The organism is bacterium, from assembly GCA_026708055.1.
GTDB lineage: Bacteria > Actinomycetota > Acidimicrobiia > Acidimicrobiales > CATQHL01 > VXNF01.
This window is the reverse complement of record JAPOVS010000085.1, coordinates 1-16861: the sequence shown is the minus strand read 5'-3', so window position 1 is coordinate 16861 and position 16861 is coordinate 1. Positions and strand designations below refer to the sequence as shown.

The following is a 16861-nucleotide window of genomic DNA, read 5'->3' as shown; positions in this document are numbered from 1 at the left end:
GAAACGTGCGACGCATTTTCCTGTCATTGCTCACGATCGTGGTCTTGGGCGGTGTCGTCCTCAGCTGCGGCGACGACGACGAGGGGCCGGTCAAGCTCGGCTTCCTCGCCGGACTCTCTGGGGACTACGCCGAGTGGGGTCCGCCCAGCCAGGACGGCGCGGAAGCCGCTATCGGCGTGATCAACGAGAGCGGCGGCATCCTGGGCCGCGACGCCGAACTCGTGGTGCAGGACAACCTGTCCACGCCGGAGGGCGCGGTCACGGGTTACAACCGGATCCGTGAGGAGATCGACGCACTCGGCGGCGTCGAGTCTGACGGCGCCGTGGCCCTGCTGAACACCGTGGCGGAGGACGAGATGCCGACCATGTGCCCGGCCTGCGGCACGACGGTGCTGGACACCGAGGGCGGCAACTACATCTGGCGCATCACCGCATCGGACACCACCTACGGGATCATCTCCGCGCAGTTGGCCCGCGACCTGGGCTTCACCCGGGTGGCCATGCTGGTGCAGCAGACCGAGGGCACCGAGAGCCCGGCCAACGTGTTCAAGGACGTCTGGGAGAACAAGGTCGGCGGTGAGATCATCGCCGACGTGCGATTCGCTCCCGGCAGCGACAGCTACCAGGCCGAGGTCGAGCAGGCGTTCGCGGGCGATCCCGACGCCGTCTACATCGGTGCCGGCCCCCAGGCCGGGATCCCGATCATCCGTGAATACATCGCCAGGGGCTACGACGCACAGATCCTGGTCTCCCCTGACCTGCAGGTGCCCGACATCGCCGAGACAGCCGCAGAGTTGCCGACCGGCCGGATCCTGGCCGCCCAGGTCACCGATGACTTCGGCTCCCCGGCGTACACGGCCTTCGCCGCGGCGCACCAGGAGTACGCCGGCAAGGCGCCTCCAACGGGCTTCTACGAGACCAACCAGTTCGACCAGTACATCGTGCTGGCGTTGGCGATGACGGCCGCCGAGTCCACCGACGGTCCCGCCGTCGCCGCTCAGATCTACAACATCGTGAACGCGCCGGGCACCAAGGTGTACACGTACGCCGACGGCGTCGCAGCGCTCGAGCGCGGCGAGCAGATCGATTACGACGGCCCCTCGGGCTCGATCGAGTTGCACACCACGACCGGCAACCTGGTCTCGCCCAAGGTCGCCGTGCAGCACATCGTCGGTGGCAGCTACACCGAGCGCGAGGTCGTCGAACTCGACGCAAGCCTCGGCCGCTAGGCTACCCAGACCCAGGATCACTCCGGGGCGACCCCGCGCGACGGCGGGGTCGCCCCGAGATCCGATTCTTTTCGCGTGCAACACGTCATCTTCGGACTGACCACCGGGGGGGTGCTGGCCGCCGCCACGGTCGGGTTCGCCCTCATCCGCCAGACCGAGAACATCCTGCACATCGCCCACGGGCAGATGCTGGCTCTCGGCGCATTCCTGTCCATCATCCTCATCACCGACGCCGGACTGAACGTCTTCGTGGCCGGGGTTGTATCCATGCTGCTCGTGGGCGTCCTGGGCGTTGCCCTGGGGATCGTGGTCTTCAAGCCGGTGATGGACAAGGGCGGGAACGTGTTGCTCTTCACGTCCATCGGACTCGCCTTCGTCATCTACGGGGCGATCATCGCCATCTTCGGCACCATTCTGCGCAAGGTGCCGGTGGGCTTCGGCAGCCGCATCGAGTTCTCGGTGCCCGAGTTCGTGCTGGTTCTGGTGCTGGCCGCCGTGCTGTCGGCGCTGGTGGGCTGGCTCTTGGCCAACCGCTCCCGCCGCGCCGAGCACCGCGAGGTCGCCGGCACCTGGGGCGAGTTGTGGGCGGCTCGCGGGACTGGGGTGACGCTGGCTCTCGCCGCCGTGGCGGCCGCCGTCGTCCTCGGGCTGTCGACCCGGAGCGACGGCTTCGGCGCCCAGCACGACGCCCTCGTCATCGCCACCGGCGAGTTGGGCATGATCCTGCTGTCGCTGGGCGCGGTGCTGAGTCTGCAGTTCTTCCTGTCTCTGACGCGCATGGGTCGCTGGCTGCGCGCCGCGGCCTCGAATCCCGCCCTGGCGGCGGTGCGCGGCATCCCGGTGCGGGTGGTCTCCAGTGTCGTGTGGTTCATCGGCTCGGCGCTGGCCGCCATGGCCGGGTTGATGATCGCGGTGCGCCGCGGCGGCGTCACCAGCCCGCTGGGATGGGAGAACATCCTCGTGATCCTGTCCGCGGCCGTGCTGGGCGGCACCGGCAGCATCATGGGGGTCATGGCCGCGGCCGTGCTCCTGGGGCTTGCGATGGAGGTGAGCGCCCTGTGGATCCCGACCGCGTACCGCCTGGTCGTGGCGTTCGGCGCGCTGATCCTGGTACTGCTCGTGCGCCCAGAGGGCTTGTTCAGCACGCGCCGCCGGGCGGAGCAGGCCGCATGAGCACGTTCGCCGCCCTCAGCGCCCTGGGGTCGCCCACGTTCTGGCTGAGCCTCTTCACTCTCATCGGCATCTACGCCGCGGTCACCATGCTGCTGAACGTGGAGGCGGGATGGGGCGGCATGTGGGACCTGGGCATCGTGGGGCTGCTCGCCATCGGCTCCTACACCTACACCATCACCACCAACCCCCCCGGCGAATTCGACGTGACCTACGCCCCCGGTTGGCCCGTCTGGGCCGGAATCCTAGCAGCCATGGCGATGACCGGCATCGTGGCATTCCTCGTGGGGCTGCCTGCGCTGCGAGCACGGCGCGAGTATTTCCTGATCATCACATTCGCCTTCGCGGAGGTGTTCCGCCAGCTGGCGATCAACCTGCGCGGCGTCACCCACGGGACGGTGGGCTTCTACAGCGTGGCCCGGCCGTTCGAGAGCTTTTTCGAACGCAACCCCCTGCGAGCCGTCCTGCTCGCCGTGACCTGGGGGGCTGCGCTGCTCGTCTACGGGCTGACCCGGCGGGTCAGCCGCTCGGGCTACGGGCGGGCGCTGCGGGCCATGCGCGACAACGAGCCGGCGGCGCTGTCGCTGGGAATCCGCGTCAGCTGGCTGCGCCTGCAGACCTTCGTGCTGGTGGGCATCGCCGTGGGCGGCGTCGCCCCGCTGTACCTGTGGTGGCTGAGTTACGCCAATCCCAGCGTCTTCGAGCCGCAGTTCACGTTCACCGCATGGACCGCGCTGGTACTCGGCGGCATCGCCAGCCGCTTCGGCGCCGTGCTGGGCGTGGCAGTCCTGCTGCTCTTCACCGAGTTGGTGGAGTTGATCGAGGTGCCGCTGGAGTTCCGCAACGTGCTGGTGGCCGTGCATCCCCTGGCCATCGGCCTGCTGCTGGTGCTGGTGCTGCGCTTCCGCCCAGAGGGCCTGCTCTCGGAGCGCAAGACGTTCGGGGAGAGGGCCCGCCGGCCGACCCTCCTCGACGGAGCCGTCGACTCCGCCTTCGACCTCGCCGGAACCGTCGGGGCCGCCGTTGCGTCGCGAATGCGGCGCCTGCGCGGAAGCCCCGACGCCCCGCAGGGGGTGGCGCCGTGAACGCCCCGGAGCACAACGCCGGCAGCGCCCTGCTGAGCACGCACGGCCTGCACAAGGCCTTCGGGGGCAACGTGGCCGTGCACGACGTGTCCCTGGATCTGTACCCGGATCGCATCACCGCCCTCATCGGACCCAACGGCGCCGGCAAGACGACACTGTTCAACATCTTCACCGGCTACGAGCGCGCCGACGCCGGCAACATCACGTTCGACAGCCGCCCGGTGACCGGCCTGGCCCCCTGGGACATGTCCCGGCGCGGCGTCGTGCGCACCTTCCAGACGCCGGTGGGTTTCCCCACCATGACCGTCTGGGAGAGCCTGCAGGTGGCGGGCGCCTCGCATTCGGTGCTGTCCAACATGCTGACGTGGCGGGGCCGGCGCGAGACCGCCGAACTCTCTGAGAGAGCCGACGGCATCCTGCAGCACCTGGGGCTGAACGAACTGATCGACACGCCGGTGGACGAGTTGGCCGCCGGCGACCGCAAGCTCGCCGAGTTGGCCCGGCAACTCATGGCCCAGCCCCGGCTGCTGCTTCTGGACGAACCCGCGGCCGGAGTCAACCCCGGTGCGATCTCGCGGCTCTCCGAACTGATCCGTGACGTGCATCGCAGTGGCATCGCCCTCATGATCATCGACCACAACCTCTCCTTCGTGCTCGACGTGGCCGACTACGTGCACACCATGGCCAACGGGCGGATCATCGCCGAGGGGACCCCCGAGGAGATCGCCGCCAACCCACTGGTGCGCCAGGTGTACATGGGAGCGGACACGTGAGCGACGAGTCGGCCGCCGGCACCTCCGTGGACCGGTCCCCGGCACCGAGCCTGGTGCTCCGCGACGTGGACTCCGGCTACGGCGACCTGCCCATCCTGCACGGCGTGAGCCTGGCGGTGGCCCCGGCGGAGATCGTGGCGGTGATCGGGCCGAACGGCGCCGGCAAGTCGACCCTGTTGAAGACGCTGTTCGGGCTGCTGGCGTTGCGCGGCGGCACGATGACCTTCGGCGACGAGGACCTCGGCCCGACCACCCCGGGAGCCCGCGCCAAGCTCGGGATGGCCTACGTCCCCCAGGAGGGCAGCACGTTCCCGGAACTCACGGTCTACGACAATCTCGCCGTCAGCCTGCTGCACGAGCACGCGCGCACCCAGCACCGCCGCATCGGTGAGATGCTGGAATCCTTCCCGGCGCTGCAGGAGTTGCGCCGAGCCCGCGCCGGCACGCTGTCAGGCGGCGAGCGCCAGATGCTGGCCATCGCCTCGGCGATGATCTCCGAGCCCCGCTTCCTGGCGCTCGACGAGCCCACCACCGGTCTGGCCCCATCCATCGTGCAGGCGCGCATCGCCGACATCGTGGCCGTCCGCGAGCAGGGCACATCGGTGCTGTGGGTCATCGAGGAGAGCCCCATGCTGTGCCTGCCGCACGTGGACAGGGTCTATGTCATGAACTCCGGCGTGCTGGGATCGTCACAGCCGGCTGAGGACATGCTGGACGAGGAGCTGCTGCAGGCCACGTTCTTCGGGATCGACCACCATCGGGAGTAGCCAGACTCGCATCAAGGGGGAATCATGACCACGACAGCCACTGCTGCGACCCTCGACGACATCGAGCCCAGCGCTCCCGACCTCACGAACTACTGGCATCCGGTGCTGGAATCGGCCGAAGTGACCCCCGACGCGCCGATCGGATTCGAGTTGCTGGGGCGGCGACTGGTGGCCTACCGCGACAGCGGGCAGGCCCGCGTCATGGAGGACCTCTGCATCCACCGGGGAACCGCCCTATCGCTGGGCTGGACCACCCCGGAGGGCTGCATCGTCTGCCCTTATCACGGCTGGGAGTACAACGGCGACGGACGCTGCGTGAATATCCCCGCGCTGGAGCCCGGCTCGGTGATCCCGTCGGGTGCCAGGGTCAACAGCTTCCCCACCGCCGAGCGCTACGGGCTCGTCTGGGTTGCCCTGGCCGACCCGGCGGGGCCAATAACCGAGTGGCCCGGCGGCGAGTGGGACGACCCCAACGTCGAGATCTGGTACAGCCACCGCTACTCGTGGCACGCCTCAGCGGCTCGGACCGTCGAGAACTTCCTCGACGTCTCGCACTTCCCGTTCCTCCACGACGGGCTGCTGGGCAGCCGCGACCAAACGGTGACCGGCCCCTACGACGTGTCCGAAACCGACTACGGCTTCTACGTCAGCTACAAGGCGCTCGAGCCGGGCGGGGTGCACTCCCCCAGCGGGACCGAGGTGCACTGGGAGTACTTCCTGTGGCTGCCGTTCAGCGTGCACCTGCGCAAGGGCACCCCCGACGGCCATAGCACTGTGGTGTCGCTGGCGTGCCGCCCCACCAACGACGACTCCAACGAGCTGTTCCTCTGGCTGTCCCGGAACTACGACCTGGGCGTCGATCGAACCGGATTCCACGAGTTCACCCACGTGATCATGGAGGGCGACCGCCGCGTCGTGGAGAGCCAGCGCCCCGTGCCGCTACCAGTCCGCCTCACCGAGGAACTCCACCTCCGCGGCCCCGACGCCGCCGCCCTCGCCTACCGCCGAGCCCTCGGACCCATCGGCGGCATCTGAGCCCCGACCGCTTCGTGCTGTTCACCGGCACGTTCGCCGCGCTCGGGGGGCGGCATTCGCCTGGCGGAGCGGTTCCGGGCGACGCTGGAGGACTCCTTGCGGGGTAGCACAATCACGGGGTAGCACGACCACCCCGGACTACCGGATCGATGTGTTGAACGTATTGCGAACCGTAGGCTGCGCAGATGCGAGCCTCCGACATCATCGGCCTGCTCGGTCTGGAGCTGCTGCCGGACAACGAGGGGTACTTCACCGAGACGTGGCGCGACGAGCACAGTTCGGCCATCTACTACGTCATGCGATCCGGCAACTTCTCGGCCATGCACCGCCAGGATGGGCCCGAGCTGTGGCACCACTACGCCGGCGCGGCGGTGGAGATGCTCCTGCTGGCGTCCGACGGCAGCATCGCCGCACCGACCCTGGGCAACGACCTCGGGCGAGGCCAGCGACCCTGTGTCGCCGTCCCGGCCGGCACCTGGATGGGAGCCGCCACCACCGGCGAGTGGTCGCTCGTCGGCACCACCATGGCGCCGCCGTTCAATCAGAGCGGGTTCGAGTTGGGCGTGGAGGCGGACCTGGCATCCCGCTACCCCGCCGCGGCCGAGGCCATCGCACGCCTCGTCCGCCGGTCCGGAGCCTGACGCGGGCTGCGCACGGGCGAGTTACTCAGAAGTCCCAGTCCCGGGGCTCGACCTCGGCGGTGTGGCCGTGGCGCGTCAAGAGGTCCGCCACGGCGTCCTGGGCGAATCGCAGGCCGTCGTGCATCCCCTGGCGGAACGGCGTGCTGCCTTTGGCGACGTTGTAGTCGAGTTCCGCGTTGATGCGTCCCAGCAGGTTCTGCAGGTCGTCGGCCAGGGTCTCGCCGGAGGCGATGACCCGCTGGCCCTGATCGGCCTCGAGGGAGTTCCCCGGAGGGCCGGCGGCGGTCGCCGCGCTCCCGGCCGGCACGTCCGGCGCCCGGAGGCCCGCGATCTCCGCGAGTGCTGCGGCGTCGAACCCCACCACTTGGCGGTCACCGGCGATCAACGTCGGCACGACGAGGTCCCCGGTCAGCGCCAGCAACTCGTCGCGGGCGTGGCTGCTCTGGCGGATGTTGCGATCGTCGAACTCGACGGAGTGCTCGTTCAGGAAGTCCCGAACGCGGCAGCACTCCTGTCAAGTCGGCGTCCGCGCCTCCGTGTTCAGACTGTAGAGAACCACCCGGTCCACGCTGTCACTCCTTCCCTTCACGGCCCAGCCGCTCAACGTACCGCTTCGCCGAAGCGCTGCTCAAGATACGTCAGGTGACAACTCAACGTTCCCCGGTCTTCCTGCGTGGATTCCGGGGAGCCGGATCACGCCCGCTCGTCGTCCGCGAGACGCCGGAGTGCGTCGAGCAAACCGGGAATGTCGGTCTGGATGATGTCCCAGATGACGTCGTCGTCGATGCCGAGGTAACCGTGAGCCAGGCGATTCCTGGTTCCGACGATCTGGCGCCAAGCAATCTCCGGGTGTTCGGCACGCACGCTCTCGGGGACATGCGTCGCCGCCTCGCCTAGGAGTTCGATATTGCGCAGCGCTGCGTCGTAGGTTCGCTGGTCGGCCTTGAACGCCTGCTGATCCAACCCCTCCACGTAGGCGGCCACCCGCTCGCCGAACTCGACCATGTCCTGGACGTAGAACCGCCAGTCACGGTCTCTGTCGGGTTCAGACATGCACGGCCTCGCGCTCCACGTACGGGCGGAACCGGGGACGGAGCGCTTTGGTGGTCACGAGGTCGACACGTCGGCCGAGCAGGTCCTCGAGGTAGAACTGCACGCCGAAGTACGACCTCGACGTGGCGGGCCCGTCGAAGCCGACGAGGAGGTCGACATCGCTCGCCTCGGTGGCCTGATCACGGGCGAAAGAGCCGAACAGGGCAAGCCTCGTCACACCGAATCGCTCGGCGAGCGTCTCCCTGTGCTCCCGGAGAATCTCGATGACGCGGCCCCGGTCCAGACTGTCCACGCGCCAATTGTAGGGGCGGCGTGCGGGTCCCCCGCCTGGTTCCGGATTCCAACGGCTCATCCATTGGCGCACTGTCCGCTTCGGTGCTCGGGAGGACCGGCTCGGCCGTCGTCGGCGGTGGCGACGGTTCATCTGCTGACCCGCATGCGGTAGCAAGCGCGAGAACGAGCGCCGCGACGGCGAATAGGCGTCCAGCAGGTCGAACACTCATGACGGCGTACAGACGCGTCCCGTCGGGCCAGAGGTCCTCGCCGTCGCCGAACTCGGCGGTGTCGCGGAGGTCGGTGACCGCTGAGCCGGGGCGCGCCTCGCAGTCCCGGATCGCCAGAACTCAGCGCTCAGGGACGACCGACCGCGGTCGGCGGTGGATGATATACGTATAATGATAGACTTAGTACGTATACGTATAGGGAGCGGGCGGCAGGAGGCGACCCGATGAAGAGAAAGTTGACCATCACAGTGGATGCCGAGCTGATCCCGGTGGCCAAGCGATACGCCCGTTCTCGCGGCCTGTCGCTCTCGTCGCTGATCGAACAATCCCTCAGAGAGAAAGCAGGAGCGCACGGGGCCTCGTTCTCCGCTCGATGGCGGGGCCGACTGCGGGCGGTGCCGCGCGATGACCCGCGCTTCGAGGCGCTGGCTCGGAAGTATCTCTGATGCTTCTCGACACCGACGTGCTCATCGATGTGGCCCTCGACAGGCATCCGCACGCGGACTCCTCCTCGGAACTCCTCGACCGGCTCGAGCAAGGACGACAGCGAGCGTTCATCGCCTGGCACAGCATCTCGAACTTCTACTACATCGTGGCGCCATCGGCCGGCGGCGCCGACGCTCGCGACTTCATCGCAGAACTCAGCGACTTCGTGCAGGTCGCCGTCACCGACACAGAATCGCTCCGCTACGCCGTGGGGCTCCCGATGGCCGACTTCGAGGACGCGATGCAGGTCGCAGCGGCACGCGCATGCGGGGCTCAGCGCATCGTCACGAGGAATGTCAAGGACTACAGGAATTCGCCGATCCGCGCCATCACGCCGGCGGAAGCACTCGGAGAGTTCTTCGACACACCGTGACTGAGGCGACCTCAGCGCGCGGGGCCGATCAGCCGTCGTCGGCCCTCAACGGACCGCACTACGCTGAGTGGCCGCCCAACGCCACCTCGGACTGCAAGAAGTCATGTCACTACAACAACGTCTTGAGACGATTCGCTTCGCGTCACCACCTCAGAACGAGGAGTCGGCCAAGTTTCAAATTATCGCGCCGATCCTGCAGGGCCTCGGTTGGGAGCCGTCTGGACCGGAGGTTCTCTACGAACACCCGGTGGGCGGCAAGGGCAGCGGTGGTCGAGCGGACATGGCGCTGCGGAGTTCGGGCCGCGTCGTTGCGCTGATCGAGGCCAAGGCCCCAGGATCTGATCTCGGCAGCCACGTTGGCCAAGTCCTCGGCTATGCATTCCACGAGGGAGTGGACATCTGCGTGCTCACGACCGGGTTGGAATGGTGGCTCTATCTCCCGCGGGAATCGGGCCCGCCGTCTGAACGTCGATTCGCGGTTCTGAACGTCACCAAGGACCCCGTCGAGCAACTCCTGGAGGACTTCAACGCGTTCCTGAGCAGGGAGATGCTGGTCAGCGGGCAAGCGGAGAGACGAGCGAAGGCAGTCCGAAAGGCCGGTCTCGAGGCAGCCCAGTTGAACAAGGAGATCCCGAGCATCTGGAAGGGCATGCTGACGGAGCCTGACGACGAGCTGGTCGAACTCCTCGGCAAGCGGGTCTACGACGAGTTGAACCTGCGGCCCACCCCCGAACAGGTCCGCGCCGCTCTCACCGGCTCACCCATCCCATCCGCGGCCGTCCCGGCCGAGCCTCCGGAAACGCTCTCCCCGCCGACCCAGCAGGAGAAGGGAGCGAAACGAAAGACCCCCCGTCCAAGCGTGAAGCCCACAGCAATTGAGCTATGGGGCCAACGTCGCCCGGTCAAGTCCCACAAAGGTGCTTTCGAAAGTTTCATTGACCTTCTCTACGAGCGACATCGCGACGACTTCGATCTCGTCCTCGAGCTCAGGGGGCGCAAGTTTCCGTACGCGGCCCGCGATCCGCGGCAAGTCAAGTATGGAGGAGAAGGGCACTACTACGAGCCAGCCCATTCGGGCTACTTCTTCGATAACCACCTCAGTGCCGGCGACATCGACAGAAGAGCGCGCAGACTACTCGAGCACTTCGGCTACAGCCCCGACGACCTCAAGGTTCTCTACGACTGAGGTGCCTTGATCCGGGACCTGCCGCAGCTCGTCCACTGCGTGGACCGGGACTGAGAGGGGGCTCGGGCGGCTCTGTCCTATTCGCCCTGTCCCGGCTGGGTGCCGGCTTGGGCGGCCTCTGCCACTTGCCGGGCGTGGTACTCGATTCTGGGGGTCAGCAGCCGGTGCGGGTATGCGTCAGCGAGCAGGTCAAGCATGTCGTCCGCGTCGGTGATGCCGGTCTCAGCGGCGAGCCGGAGAGCGTCGTCGAAGTCGTGGGCGCGGGCCGCGAAGAGCTTGGTGGCCAGGAGGTAACGGGGCCCGGCGCCGTAGACGGTCAGACGGTCACCGGCGAAGAGGAGCTCGAGCTGCGGGTCGAGGTCGGGCGTCTTGATCTTTGCGGCGTCGTTGATCCAGTCCGGCCTCAGATTGTGACGGCCGGCCACCCTGGCCGCGGCGGAGCGCAGTGCCAGCGGCATGGATTCCGACACCACATCAAGGTCTGCGGTCGCGCGGTCCGCCCAGCGGAGGGCCAGGACTCCCCCGCCGATGGCGGCGATCTCCACCTGCGCCTCCGCGGGAAGCTCCGCGTCCACCTCCGCCAACAGCCCGAGAAGCTCCTCGCCGTCGAACTCTGCTTGCCGTGAGTCGTTCCCTGGTAAGCGGCTCACTTGTCGAGCAGTCCGGGGTCGAAGTAGACACCGTGCTGCGCGCAGGTGGGGGGTGCCCCGGCGGCGACGATTCGGCCGAACCCGGTGGTCACGGGCACGCCCGCGATCGTCGCCTCGATGCCGGCCCGGTGCCGATGCACCCACTCGGGAACGGCTGCGCCGTCGCGTGCGCAGAGCGCGTGGACGACCGAGGCGATGGCGGCCAGATGGAACGGGTCACCGCCTTCGGGCGGCGGACCGTCGAGCATCTCGGCGCGGTGCTCGGGCCAGCCGTTCCAGCACATCACGAACTGGATCAGCGGCCGGTACCGGCCCCGAACCCTCGGCCTCGCCATCCGGCCCGGCATCTCGCTCACACGGTAGAACTTGGCCCGCCGCAAAGGATCCACCGGCCTCGTGGTGGTCCTGCCCGCGCCGAAACGTGCCGCAGGCCGGTGCATATCGAGATCGATGCCCACGCATTCAGCCTATCCCGCCGGAATCCCGACCTCCGAGGGCGGTGAAACACCGAAGATGAGAGGCATCCCCGGGCAGGCCGCGGCACGAGACCCGAGCGTCGCGACGGGCTCTGGATTCCGGCCTCCGCCGGAATGACACTGCGCGGGGCACAGCCGCGACGCGCGGTAAGGGTTGCGCTCAGAGCCGGTGGAACGCTCGGGCCCGGCCCTGCGCGGACCAGTCTCCGCTCAACTCCGAGGAGCTAGTAATCGACTCCTGTAATACTGCTGTTATTCGCCAGCAATCGACATTATAATGACGATATGGATTATACGACCGGGTTGTCGCCGGTGACTGTGGAGGCACTGGCGATGCTGGGAGCGCGCGTGCGGCTGGCGCGCCGGGAGCGCGGCTGGAAGGCGACCGATCTCGCCGAACGCGTCGGAGTCTCGCCCACCACGATCCGCAAGGTGGAGCACGGCGACCCCACAGTGGCGCTCGGGACCGCCTTCGAGGCTGCCACGCTCGTGGGCGTGCCGCTGTTCCACCCGGAGCGGTCGCGCCGCGCCCTCGAAGCCGAGTACGTAGCCGCAAGGCTCGCCGTGCTGCCCGCCGCCGTCCGCCGCGAGCCGGTCGATGACGACTTCTGATGTTCGACGCCGACCGTCGCACGCATACGTTTGGATCTGGCTGCCCGGTGCCGACGACCCGGTCGTCGCAGGCCGGCTGACCGACCGCGGCCCCGAGGTGACCTTCACCTACGGCCAGAGCTACCTGGCGCGCCCCAACGCCATTGCGCTGAGCCTCCCCGAACTGCCTCTGGGCCGGGGCGAACTCTCCCCGCATTCGGGCGACATCGCAGGCTGCGTCGCCGACGCGGGCCCCGACGCCTGGGGCCGCCGCGTCATAGAGCATCGCCGGATGATCGAGCCGGGCGGTCTCTCCACGCTCGGGTACCTCCTAGAGTCCGGCTCGGACCGCATCGGCGCACTCGACATCCAACCCGCCGCTGACGGCTACGTGCCGCGCATCGGCGGCGCGGCGCCGCTCGAGGAACTCGCCGAGGCCACCCGTCGGGTGGAGGAGGGGCTGCCGCTCAGCGACGAACTCCACCGGGCGCTCGTTCACGGCTCCTCCGCCGGCGGGGCGCGTCCCAAGGTGCTGGTAACCGCCGGCGAGTCCCGGTACATCGCCAAGTTCCCCTCGCTCGCCGACGCCGACCCGATCGTCCAAGCGGAGTACGTGGCCATGGACTTGGCCCGGCTGGCGGGCGTCTCTGCGGCACCGGTGGCGATCACCCGGGTCGCCCGCACGCATGTGCTGCTCGTCGAACGCTTCGACCGCACTCCCGAGGGCCACCGGCGCCTGATGCACTCGGCGCTCACTCTGCTCGGCCTGCACGACGCCGACGGAATCGCCGGCCGCTACGGCACCTACCCGGACCTCGCCACCGAGATCCGCTCCCGCTTCGCGAACCCCACCGCCACGCTCCGGGAACTCTTCGCCCGGATCACCTTCAACATCCTCGTCGGCAACACCGACGACCACCCGCGCAACCACGCAGCGTTCTGGGACGGCACAGCCCTGACCATCACGCCCGCCTACGACATCTGCCCCCAACCCCGCCTAGGCGGGGAAGCGGCCCAAGCGATGGCCTACGGCCCCAACGGTGACCGCCTCAGCCAGGTCACCCGCTGCATCGCCCACGCCCCCACCTACCGGCTCAACACCGCCGAGGCCACCGCCATCGTGGACCACCAGATCGACGCCATCCGCAACGAGTGGCACGCCGCGTGCGACCGCGCCGAACTCACCGACCACCAACGCCAACGACTCTGGGGCCGCCAGTTCCTCAACCCCTACGCCCTCTACGAACACACCGCGAACCCGAACCTGCGACGCGTTCCTGAGGCTACCCCAAGAACACGACGCCGGTCCCGCCGCGCCGACGGGGGTGATGAGGGTGATCGGCGGCTGTTGAAGCCATGGTGATGATCGCGGGGCCGGGCAGCGCCCGCGGCGACAGGTCGGTGCTCGAGTCGGCACGCACCCGCCCGACGCGCCCCCTTTGCGCCCCCCGAAGCGGCGGGGTCAGCTGCGGTGGAGGATGAAGTCGATCTCTATGTCGGGGCGGAGGTGCTCGTCGGGGCCGAGGAACATGATTCCCGTGCCGCCGTCGCGCTGGCGTGACGGGATCAGGGTGATCGGCGGCGGGTCGTCGATGCCGGCATCAGCCATGAGCCGGTTCCAGGCCCGCTCGAAGCCCCGGTAGTCGCGCTGGGCATGCACCAGGAAGATGTGGGCGTCCACCACGTCGCGCAGTTCGAATCCGTTGGAGTCGATCTGGTCCTGGATGAGGCGCATCGTGGTCTCGGTCTGCATCTCGATGTCACTGAAGTAGTGCCGCAGCTTGGACGGGCCGGTGCCGACGACGCCCGTCAGGAAGTCGGGCACCGGCACCTGGCCGGCCAGGAACAGCCAGTCGTCGCCGACGGCGATGCCGGGCGTGAAGTTCACCTTGCGCACCAGCACCGGGTGCCAGTGGATGCCCTTGCGGGTCTCGACGATCTCCATGGACTCGTCGGGCATGACGCCCAGCAGGTTGGCCACGAACACGGCCCGCTCCACGAGCAGGTCGCGGGCAGCCATCGAGGCCCGGGTCGGCGGGCGGGGCATGTAGCGTGCCCAGACGGCGTCCACGTCGGGGAACGTCGACAGGCTGGGCTCGTAGAGGTGCGCCTTGATGATGTTGGCCACCTCGGTCCCGGCGGCCTGCATCACCTTCTGGAGGTTGGCGAACACGTACTCGGCCTGGTCGGTGGCGTCGTTGGCGTAGTAGGGGAAGGCGGGCAGGTTCTTGCCCACGCCCAGCGGGATACCGGTCTCGTAGTCGCAGGCCGGCAAAGCCGAGGGATACACCCAGTGGCCTCCCCTGATGGCCTGCGGGACGTGCTCGTACGGCATCGGGTCGGGGGCTTCGTCGGTGTGAATGGTCTCACGCTGCGCCGACGAGCCGCCGTTGAGAGCCACGGCGTTGAGCGTCACGAGGGTGCCGGGCACGACCTGGTCGTCACCGACGACGATGGTGGTGCGCGCCGGGGGCTCGTCACCGAAGGCGTCGATCCACGCCAGCTTGAACTCACCGAAGTCGGCTGTCGCCGCCAACTGCACTTCCACCCGCAGCACCCGGTCCACGGAGCTGCCGTCGGCTTCGACGCGCCGCGCCAACTCGCCGAGGATGACGCTCGACTGGGTGTAGACGTCGGAGTCCCCCATGTGGGGAGAGTGCGACGCGGACTGCACGGCGCGTCCGTCGCCGTCCACGGGGAAGATTGTCGAGACGTACAGCAGGTCGCCGGCTCGGCGCGTCGTCTGGCCGGGCAACAGGTGCTTTGGAGCGGACATAGGGTGGTCTCCTCGTGTCGGTCCCGGCGCCAGCCCTCCCGGCCCCCGGGTCGGAAAATGTCAGCAGGATCGTAGACGATTCAACAGTGCTTATCATGGGGCATTCCGGGCCGCCGGCCGGGTGGGGACCGCGCCGCCGGTCTCGTCCCGGACGGTGCGGTCTCGGGATGTCCGATCTCGGGACGGTCGCCGCTGCCGCCGACCGCCCGCACAACCGCTCTCGACTCCCGGCCGGCACCGACCCCGCCGGCCGTGTCCAACCCAAGGAGGCCAGACATGCCCTACGTCGTACGCAAGATTCCCTTCGAGAACGTCCAGGACACCTCCGGGCTGGAGGCGGCCATCGCCGCCGGCGACTTCGCCGCCGATGAGATCGTGGCCCTCATCGGCAAGGTGGAGGGCAACGGCGGCGTCAACGACTTCTCCCGCGTGCTGGCCGACCGGGTGCTGCGGGACTTCCTCGTCGAGCACGCCCGCAAGACCCGCGCCGAGGCCCTTGGTGTGCCGATCGCCTGGTCGGGCGGCTGCGACGGCGTCATCTCCCCGCACATGACGGTGTTCGCCAAGGTGGACGGCCCCGCCGAGCCAGCCGACGAGCAGCGCCTCGCCGTGGGCTTCGCCACCTCCGAGCCGATCCTGCCCGAGGAGATCGGCCGCCTGGAGATGGTGGACAAGGTGGCGGCCGGTGTGCGCAAGGCCATGGAGGCCGCGGGCATCAGCGACAGTTCCGACGTGCATTTCGTGCAGACCAAGACGCCGCTGCTGACCGCGGAGCGCATCGCCGACGCCCACTCGCGCGGCAAGACCGTCGCCCTGACCGACACGATGGAGTCGATGGCGGTCTCCAACGCCACCTCGGCCCTGGGCATCGCCACCGCGCTCGGCGAGATCCCCCGGCCCCGGCCCGAGCAGATCGCCAAGGATCTCTCGGTGTACTCGTCGGTCGCCTCGTGCTCGTCGGGCGTCGAGCAGCCCGAGGCCCAGATCGTCGTGGTCGGCAACCGGCTCGGCGTGGGCGGGCGCTACCGCATCGGCCACTCGGTGATGCGCGACGCCCTGGACTTCGACGGTATCTACGACGCCATCCGCTCGGCAGGACTGGACCTGCCCGAGCGTCCCCGCGCCGAGGACCTCGACGGCCGCGTCGTCAACTGCTTCATCAAGTGCGAGGCGGACCCGTCGGGCCGGCTGCGGGACCGGCGCCAGGTGGCGCTCAACGACTCCGACGTGCACCACACGCACCACACCAAGGGCGCGGTCGGCGGCGTGGCGGCGGCCGCCATCGGCGACCCGGCCGTGTTCGTCTCGGTGGCGGGCCTGCAGCAGGGTCCCGCGGGCGGCGGCTCGGTGGCCGCCATCGTGGACCTCGGATCGTGAGAAGGTCGCGCGGTACCGCCTGCGTGCCTGCTTGGAGCCGCTGCGCGCCGGCGTGCGCGTCGTGGGACGCGGCCATCTGGCGCGGCATCGCCTGCCTGCCCGTTGGGAGCCGCCGCTTCCCGCCGGATCGGCGCGCTCGGTCGGCCCCGGTCTCCTGCCCCGCGGAGACGGTGCCGTGAGCCGCCTGCCCGACCTGCGCCCCGACGGCCTCAGCGACGAGCAGCGCCGCCTGTATGACGCCGTCGCGGGCGGCGATCGGGCCAGGGATGCCTCGTTCCGCCTCACCGAGGCCGACGGCTCGCTGGTGGGGCCCTTCGGCGCCCTGCTGCTGAACCCCTCCCTGGGTGACGCCCTGCAGAAGGTGGGGGCGGCCATCCGCTTCGGCGGCACCCTCGACCCGGCGGTGCGCGAGGTGGCGATCCTTGCGGTCGCCGCCGAGCACCGATCCGCTTTCGAGTGGTGGGCGCACGAGCCCGTCGCCCGCCGGGCCGGGCTGACGGATGCCCAGATCACCGCCCTGCGAGCCGGGGAGGCGCCCGCCTTCGACGACGGCGCGGCGACCGCAGCACACGCGTTCAGCACGGCTCTGATCGCCGGAGGGCGGCCCGACGACGCCACCTTCGAGACCGCCCGTGAGGCCCTCGGACTCGACGGCATCATGGAACTCGTCACGCTCGTCGGCTACTACAC

19 protein-coding genes and 1 pseudogene are annotated in these 16861 nt (G+C 68.9%); 14 read left to right on the top strand and 6 right to left on the bottom strand.

From position 1 onward, the window contains the following. Window positions 1-5 precede the first annotated feature (5 nt). From OXG55_17250 to OXG55_17220, 7 genes are all read left to right on the top strand, one after another. A complete protein-coding gene (locus OXG55_17250) occupies window positions 6-1229 on the top strand; it encodes an ABC transporter substrate-binding protein (protein MCY4104983.1) in 1224 nt (407 codons plus the stop codon). A gap of 75 nt (window positions 1230-1304) precedes the next feature. Next, window positions 1305-2402, top strand: coding sequence for a branched-chain amino acid ABC transporter permease (locus OXG55_17245; GenBank protein MCY4104982.1), 1098 nt, complete (start codon window positions 1305-1307; stop codon window positions 2400-2402). Further along, the gene (locus tag OXG55_17240) at window positions 2399-3484 is read left to right on the top strand and encodes a branched-chain amino acid ABC transporter permease (GenBank protein MCY4104981.1); all 1086 of its coding nucleotides are present in this window, start codon (window positions 2399-2401) and stop codon (window positions 3482-3484) included. The genes OXG55_17245 and OXG55_17240 overlap by 4 nt, the downstream gene beginning before the upstream one ends. Next, window positions 3481-4257 (top strand): ABC transporter ATP-binding protein, encoded by a 777-nt coding sequence (locus OXG55_17235; GenBank protein ID MCY4104980.1) that lies wholly within the window; start codon window positions 3481-3483, stop codon window positions 4255-4257. Before OXG55_17240 ends, OXG55_17235 begins: the two co-directional genes overlap by 4 nt. Continuing rightward, on the top strand, window positions 4254-5024 hold the full coding sequence (locus OXG55_17230; protein ID MCY4104979.1) for an ABC transporter ATP-binding protein: 771 nt from the start codon (window positions 4254-4256) through the stop codon (window positions 5022-5024). Before OXG55_17235 ends, OXG55_17230 begins: the two co-directional genes overlap by 4 nt. A gap of 24 nt (window positions 5025-5048) precedes the next feature. Next, window positions 5049-6059 (top strand): aromatic ring-hydroxylating dioxygenase subunit alpha, encoded by a 1011-nt coding sequence (locus tag OXG55_17225; protein MCY4104978.1) that lies wholly within the window; start codon window positions 5049-5051, stop codon window positions 6057-6059. A gap of 185 nt (window positions 6060-6244) precedes the next feature. Beyond that, window positions 6245-6700 (top strand): cupin domain-containing protein, encoded by a 456-nt coding sequence (locus OXG55_17220; protein ID MCY4104977.1) that lies wholly within the window; start codon window positions 6245-6247, stop codon window positions 6698-6700. A gap of 25 nt (window positions 6701-6725) precedes the next feature. On the opposite strand, the pseudogene OXG55_17215 reads toward OXG55_17220, so the two are convergent. The 3 genes and pseudogenes from OXG55_17215 to OXG55_17205 form a co-directional block, all read right to left on the bottom strand. Beyond that, window positions 6726-7196, bottom strand: a pseudogene (locus OXG55_17215) (glutaredoxin family protein). A 197-nt stretch (window positions 7197-7393) separates the two neighbouring features. Beyond that, the gene (locus tag OXG55_17210) at window positions 7394-7753 is read right to left on the bottom strand and encodes a DUF86 domain-containing protein (protein ID MCY4104976.1); all 360 of its coding nucleotides are present in this window, start codon (window positions 7751-7753) and stop codon (window positions 7394-7396) included. Then, window positions 7746-8036 (bottom strand): nucleotidyltransferase family protein, encoded by a 291-nt coding sequence (locus tag OXG55_17205; GenBank protein ID MCY4104975.1) that lies wholly within the window; start codon window positions 8034-8036, stop codon window positions 7746-7748. The genes OXG55_17210 and OXG55_17205 overlap by 8 nt, the downstream gene beginning before the upstream one ends. 456 nt (window positions 8037-8492) lie before the next feature. Here OXG55_17205 and OXG55_17200 point away from each other — a divergent pair, with 456 nt between their 5' ends. The 3 genes from OXG55_17200 (at window position 8493) to OXG55_17190 (ending at window position 10301) form a co-directional block, all read left to right on the top strand. Further along, complete coding sequence (locus OXG55_17200) at window positions 8493-8702, top strand: DUF6364 family protein (GenBank protein ID MCY4104974.1); 210 nt, start codon at window positions 8493-8495, stop codon at window positions 8700-8702. Continuing rightward, window positions 8702-9115 (top strand): PIN domain-containing protein, encoded by a 414-nt coding sequence (locus OXG55_17195; protein ID MCY4104973.1) that lies wholly within the window; start codon window positions 8702-8704, stop codon window positions 9113-9115. The genes OXG55_17200 and OXG55_17195 overlap by 1 nt, the downstream gene beginning before the upstream one ends. 103 nt (window positions 9116-9218) lie before the next feature. Further along, window positions 9219-10301: a hypothetical protein gene (locus OXG55_17190; GenBank protein MCY4104972.1), complete on the top strand. Its 1083-nt coding sequence runs from the start codon at window positions 9219-9221 to the stop codon at window positions 10299-10301. A 77-nt stretch (window positions 10302-10378) separates the two neighbouring features. Here OXG55_17190 and OXG55_17185 read toward each other — a convergent pair whose 3' ends face one another. Both OXG55_17185 and OXG55_17180 read right to left on the bottom strand, forming a co-directional pair. Further along, window positions 10379-10951, bottom strand: coding sequence for a hypothetical protein (locus OXG55_17185; protein ID MCY4104971.1), 573 nt, complete (start codon window positions 10949-10951; stop codon window positions 10379-10381). After that, entirely contained in the window at window positions 10948-11409 is a 462-nt protein-coding gene (locus OXG55_17180; protein MCY4104970.1) for a hypothetical protein, read from the bottom strand. The genes OXG55_17185 and OXG55_17180 overlap by 4 nt, the downstream gene beginning before the upstream one ends. A gap of 303 nt (window positions 11410-11712) precedes the next feature. Between OXG55_17180 and OXG55_17175 the strand changes: the two genes are divergently transcribed. Together OXG55_17175 and OXG55_17170 are read left to right on the top strand one after the other, a co-directional pair. After that, a complete protein-coding gene (locus OXG55_17175; protein ID MCY4104969.1) occupies window positions 11713-12039 on the top strand; it encodes a helix-turn-helix transcriptional regulator in 327 nt (108 codons plus the stop codon). Continuing rightward, window positions 12026-13381, top strand: coding sequence for a HipA domain-containing protein (locus tag OXG55_17170; GenBank protein MCY4104968.1), 1356 nt, complete (start codon window positions 12026-12028; stop codon window positions 13379-13381). The genes OXG55_17175 and OXG55_17170 overlap by 14 nt, the downstream gene beginning before the upstream one ends. Window positions 13382-13480: 99 nt before the next feature. On the opposite strand, the gene OXG55_17165 is transcribed toward OXG55_17170, so the two are convergent. Beyond that, window positions 13481-14794: a RidA family protein gene (locus OXG55_17165; GenBank protein MCY4104967.1), complete on the bottom strand. Its 1314-nt coding sequence runs from the start codon at window positions 14792-14794 to the stop codon at window positions 13481-13483. 276 nt (window positions 14795-15070) lie between these two features. Between OXG55_17165 and OXG55_17160 the strand changes: the two genes are divergently transcribed. Together OXG55_17160 and OXG55_17155 are read left to right on the top strand one after the other, a co-directional pair. Beyond that, entirely contained in the window at window positions 15071-16171 is a 1101-nt protein-coding gene (locus OXG55_17160) for a ring-opening amidohydrolase (protein MCY4104966.1), read from the top strand. Window positions 16172-16346: 175 nt separating this feature from the next. Then, on the top strand, window positions 16347-16861 hold a 515-nt coding region (locus OXG55_17155; protein MCY4104965.1), incomplete at its 3' end, for a carboxymuconolactone decarboxylase family protein.

What these genes read in the sequence shown, in the direction of transcription:
- OXG55_17240 (MCY4104981.1), top strand. Translation starts at nt 2,399, where the DNA reads ATGAGCACGTTCGCCGCCCTCAGCGCCCTGGGGTCGCCCACGTTCTGG.
- OXG55_17225 (MCY4104978.1), top strand. Translation starts at nt 5,049, where the DNA reads ATGACCACGACAGCCACTGCTGCGACCCTCGACGACATCGAGCCCAGC.
- OXG55_17220 (MCY4104977.1), top strand. Translation starts at nt 6,245, where the DNA reads ATGCGAGCCTCCGACATCATCGGCCTGCTCGGTCTGGAGCTGCTGCCG.
- OXG55_17210 (MCY4104976.1), bottom strand. Translation starts at nt 7,753, where the DNA reads ATGTCTGAACCCGACAGAGACCGTGACTGGCGGTTCTACGTCCAGGAC.
- OXG55_17195 (MCY4104973.1), top strand. Translation starts at nt 8,702, where the DNA reads ATGCTTCTCGACACCGACGTGCTCATCGATGTGGCCCTCGACAGGCAT.
- OXG55_17190 (MCY4104972.1), top strand. Translation starts at nt 9,219, where the DNA reads ATGTCACTACAACAACGTCTTGAGACGATTCGCTTCGCGTCACCACCT.
- OXG55_17175 (MCY4104969.1), top strand. Translation starts at nt 11,713, where the DNA reads ATGGATTATACGACCGGGTTGTCGCCGGTGACTGTGGAGGCACTGGCG.
- OXG55_17170 (MCY4104968.1), top strand. Translation starts at nt 12,026, where the DNA reads ATGACGACTTCTGATGTTCGACGCCGACCGTCGCACGCATACGTTTGG.
- OXG55_17165 (MCY4104967.1), bottom strand. Translation starts at nt 14,794, where the DNA reads ATGTCCGCTCCAAAGCACCTGTTGCCCGGCCAGACGACGCGCCGAGCC.
- OXG55_17160 (MCY4104966.1), top strand. Translation starts at nt 15,071, where the DNA reads ATGCCCTACGTCGTACGCAAGATTCCCTTCGAGAACGTCCAGGACACC.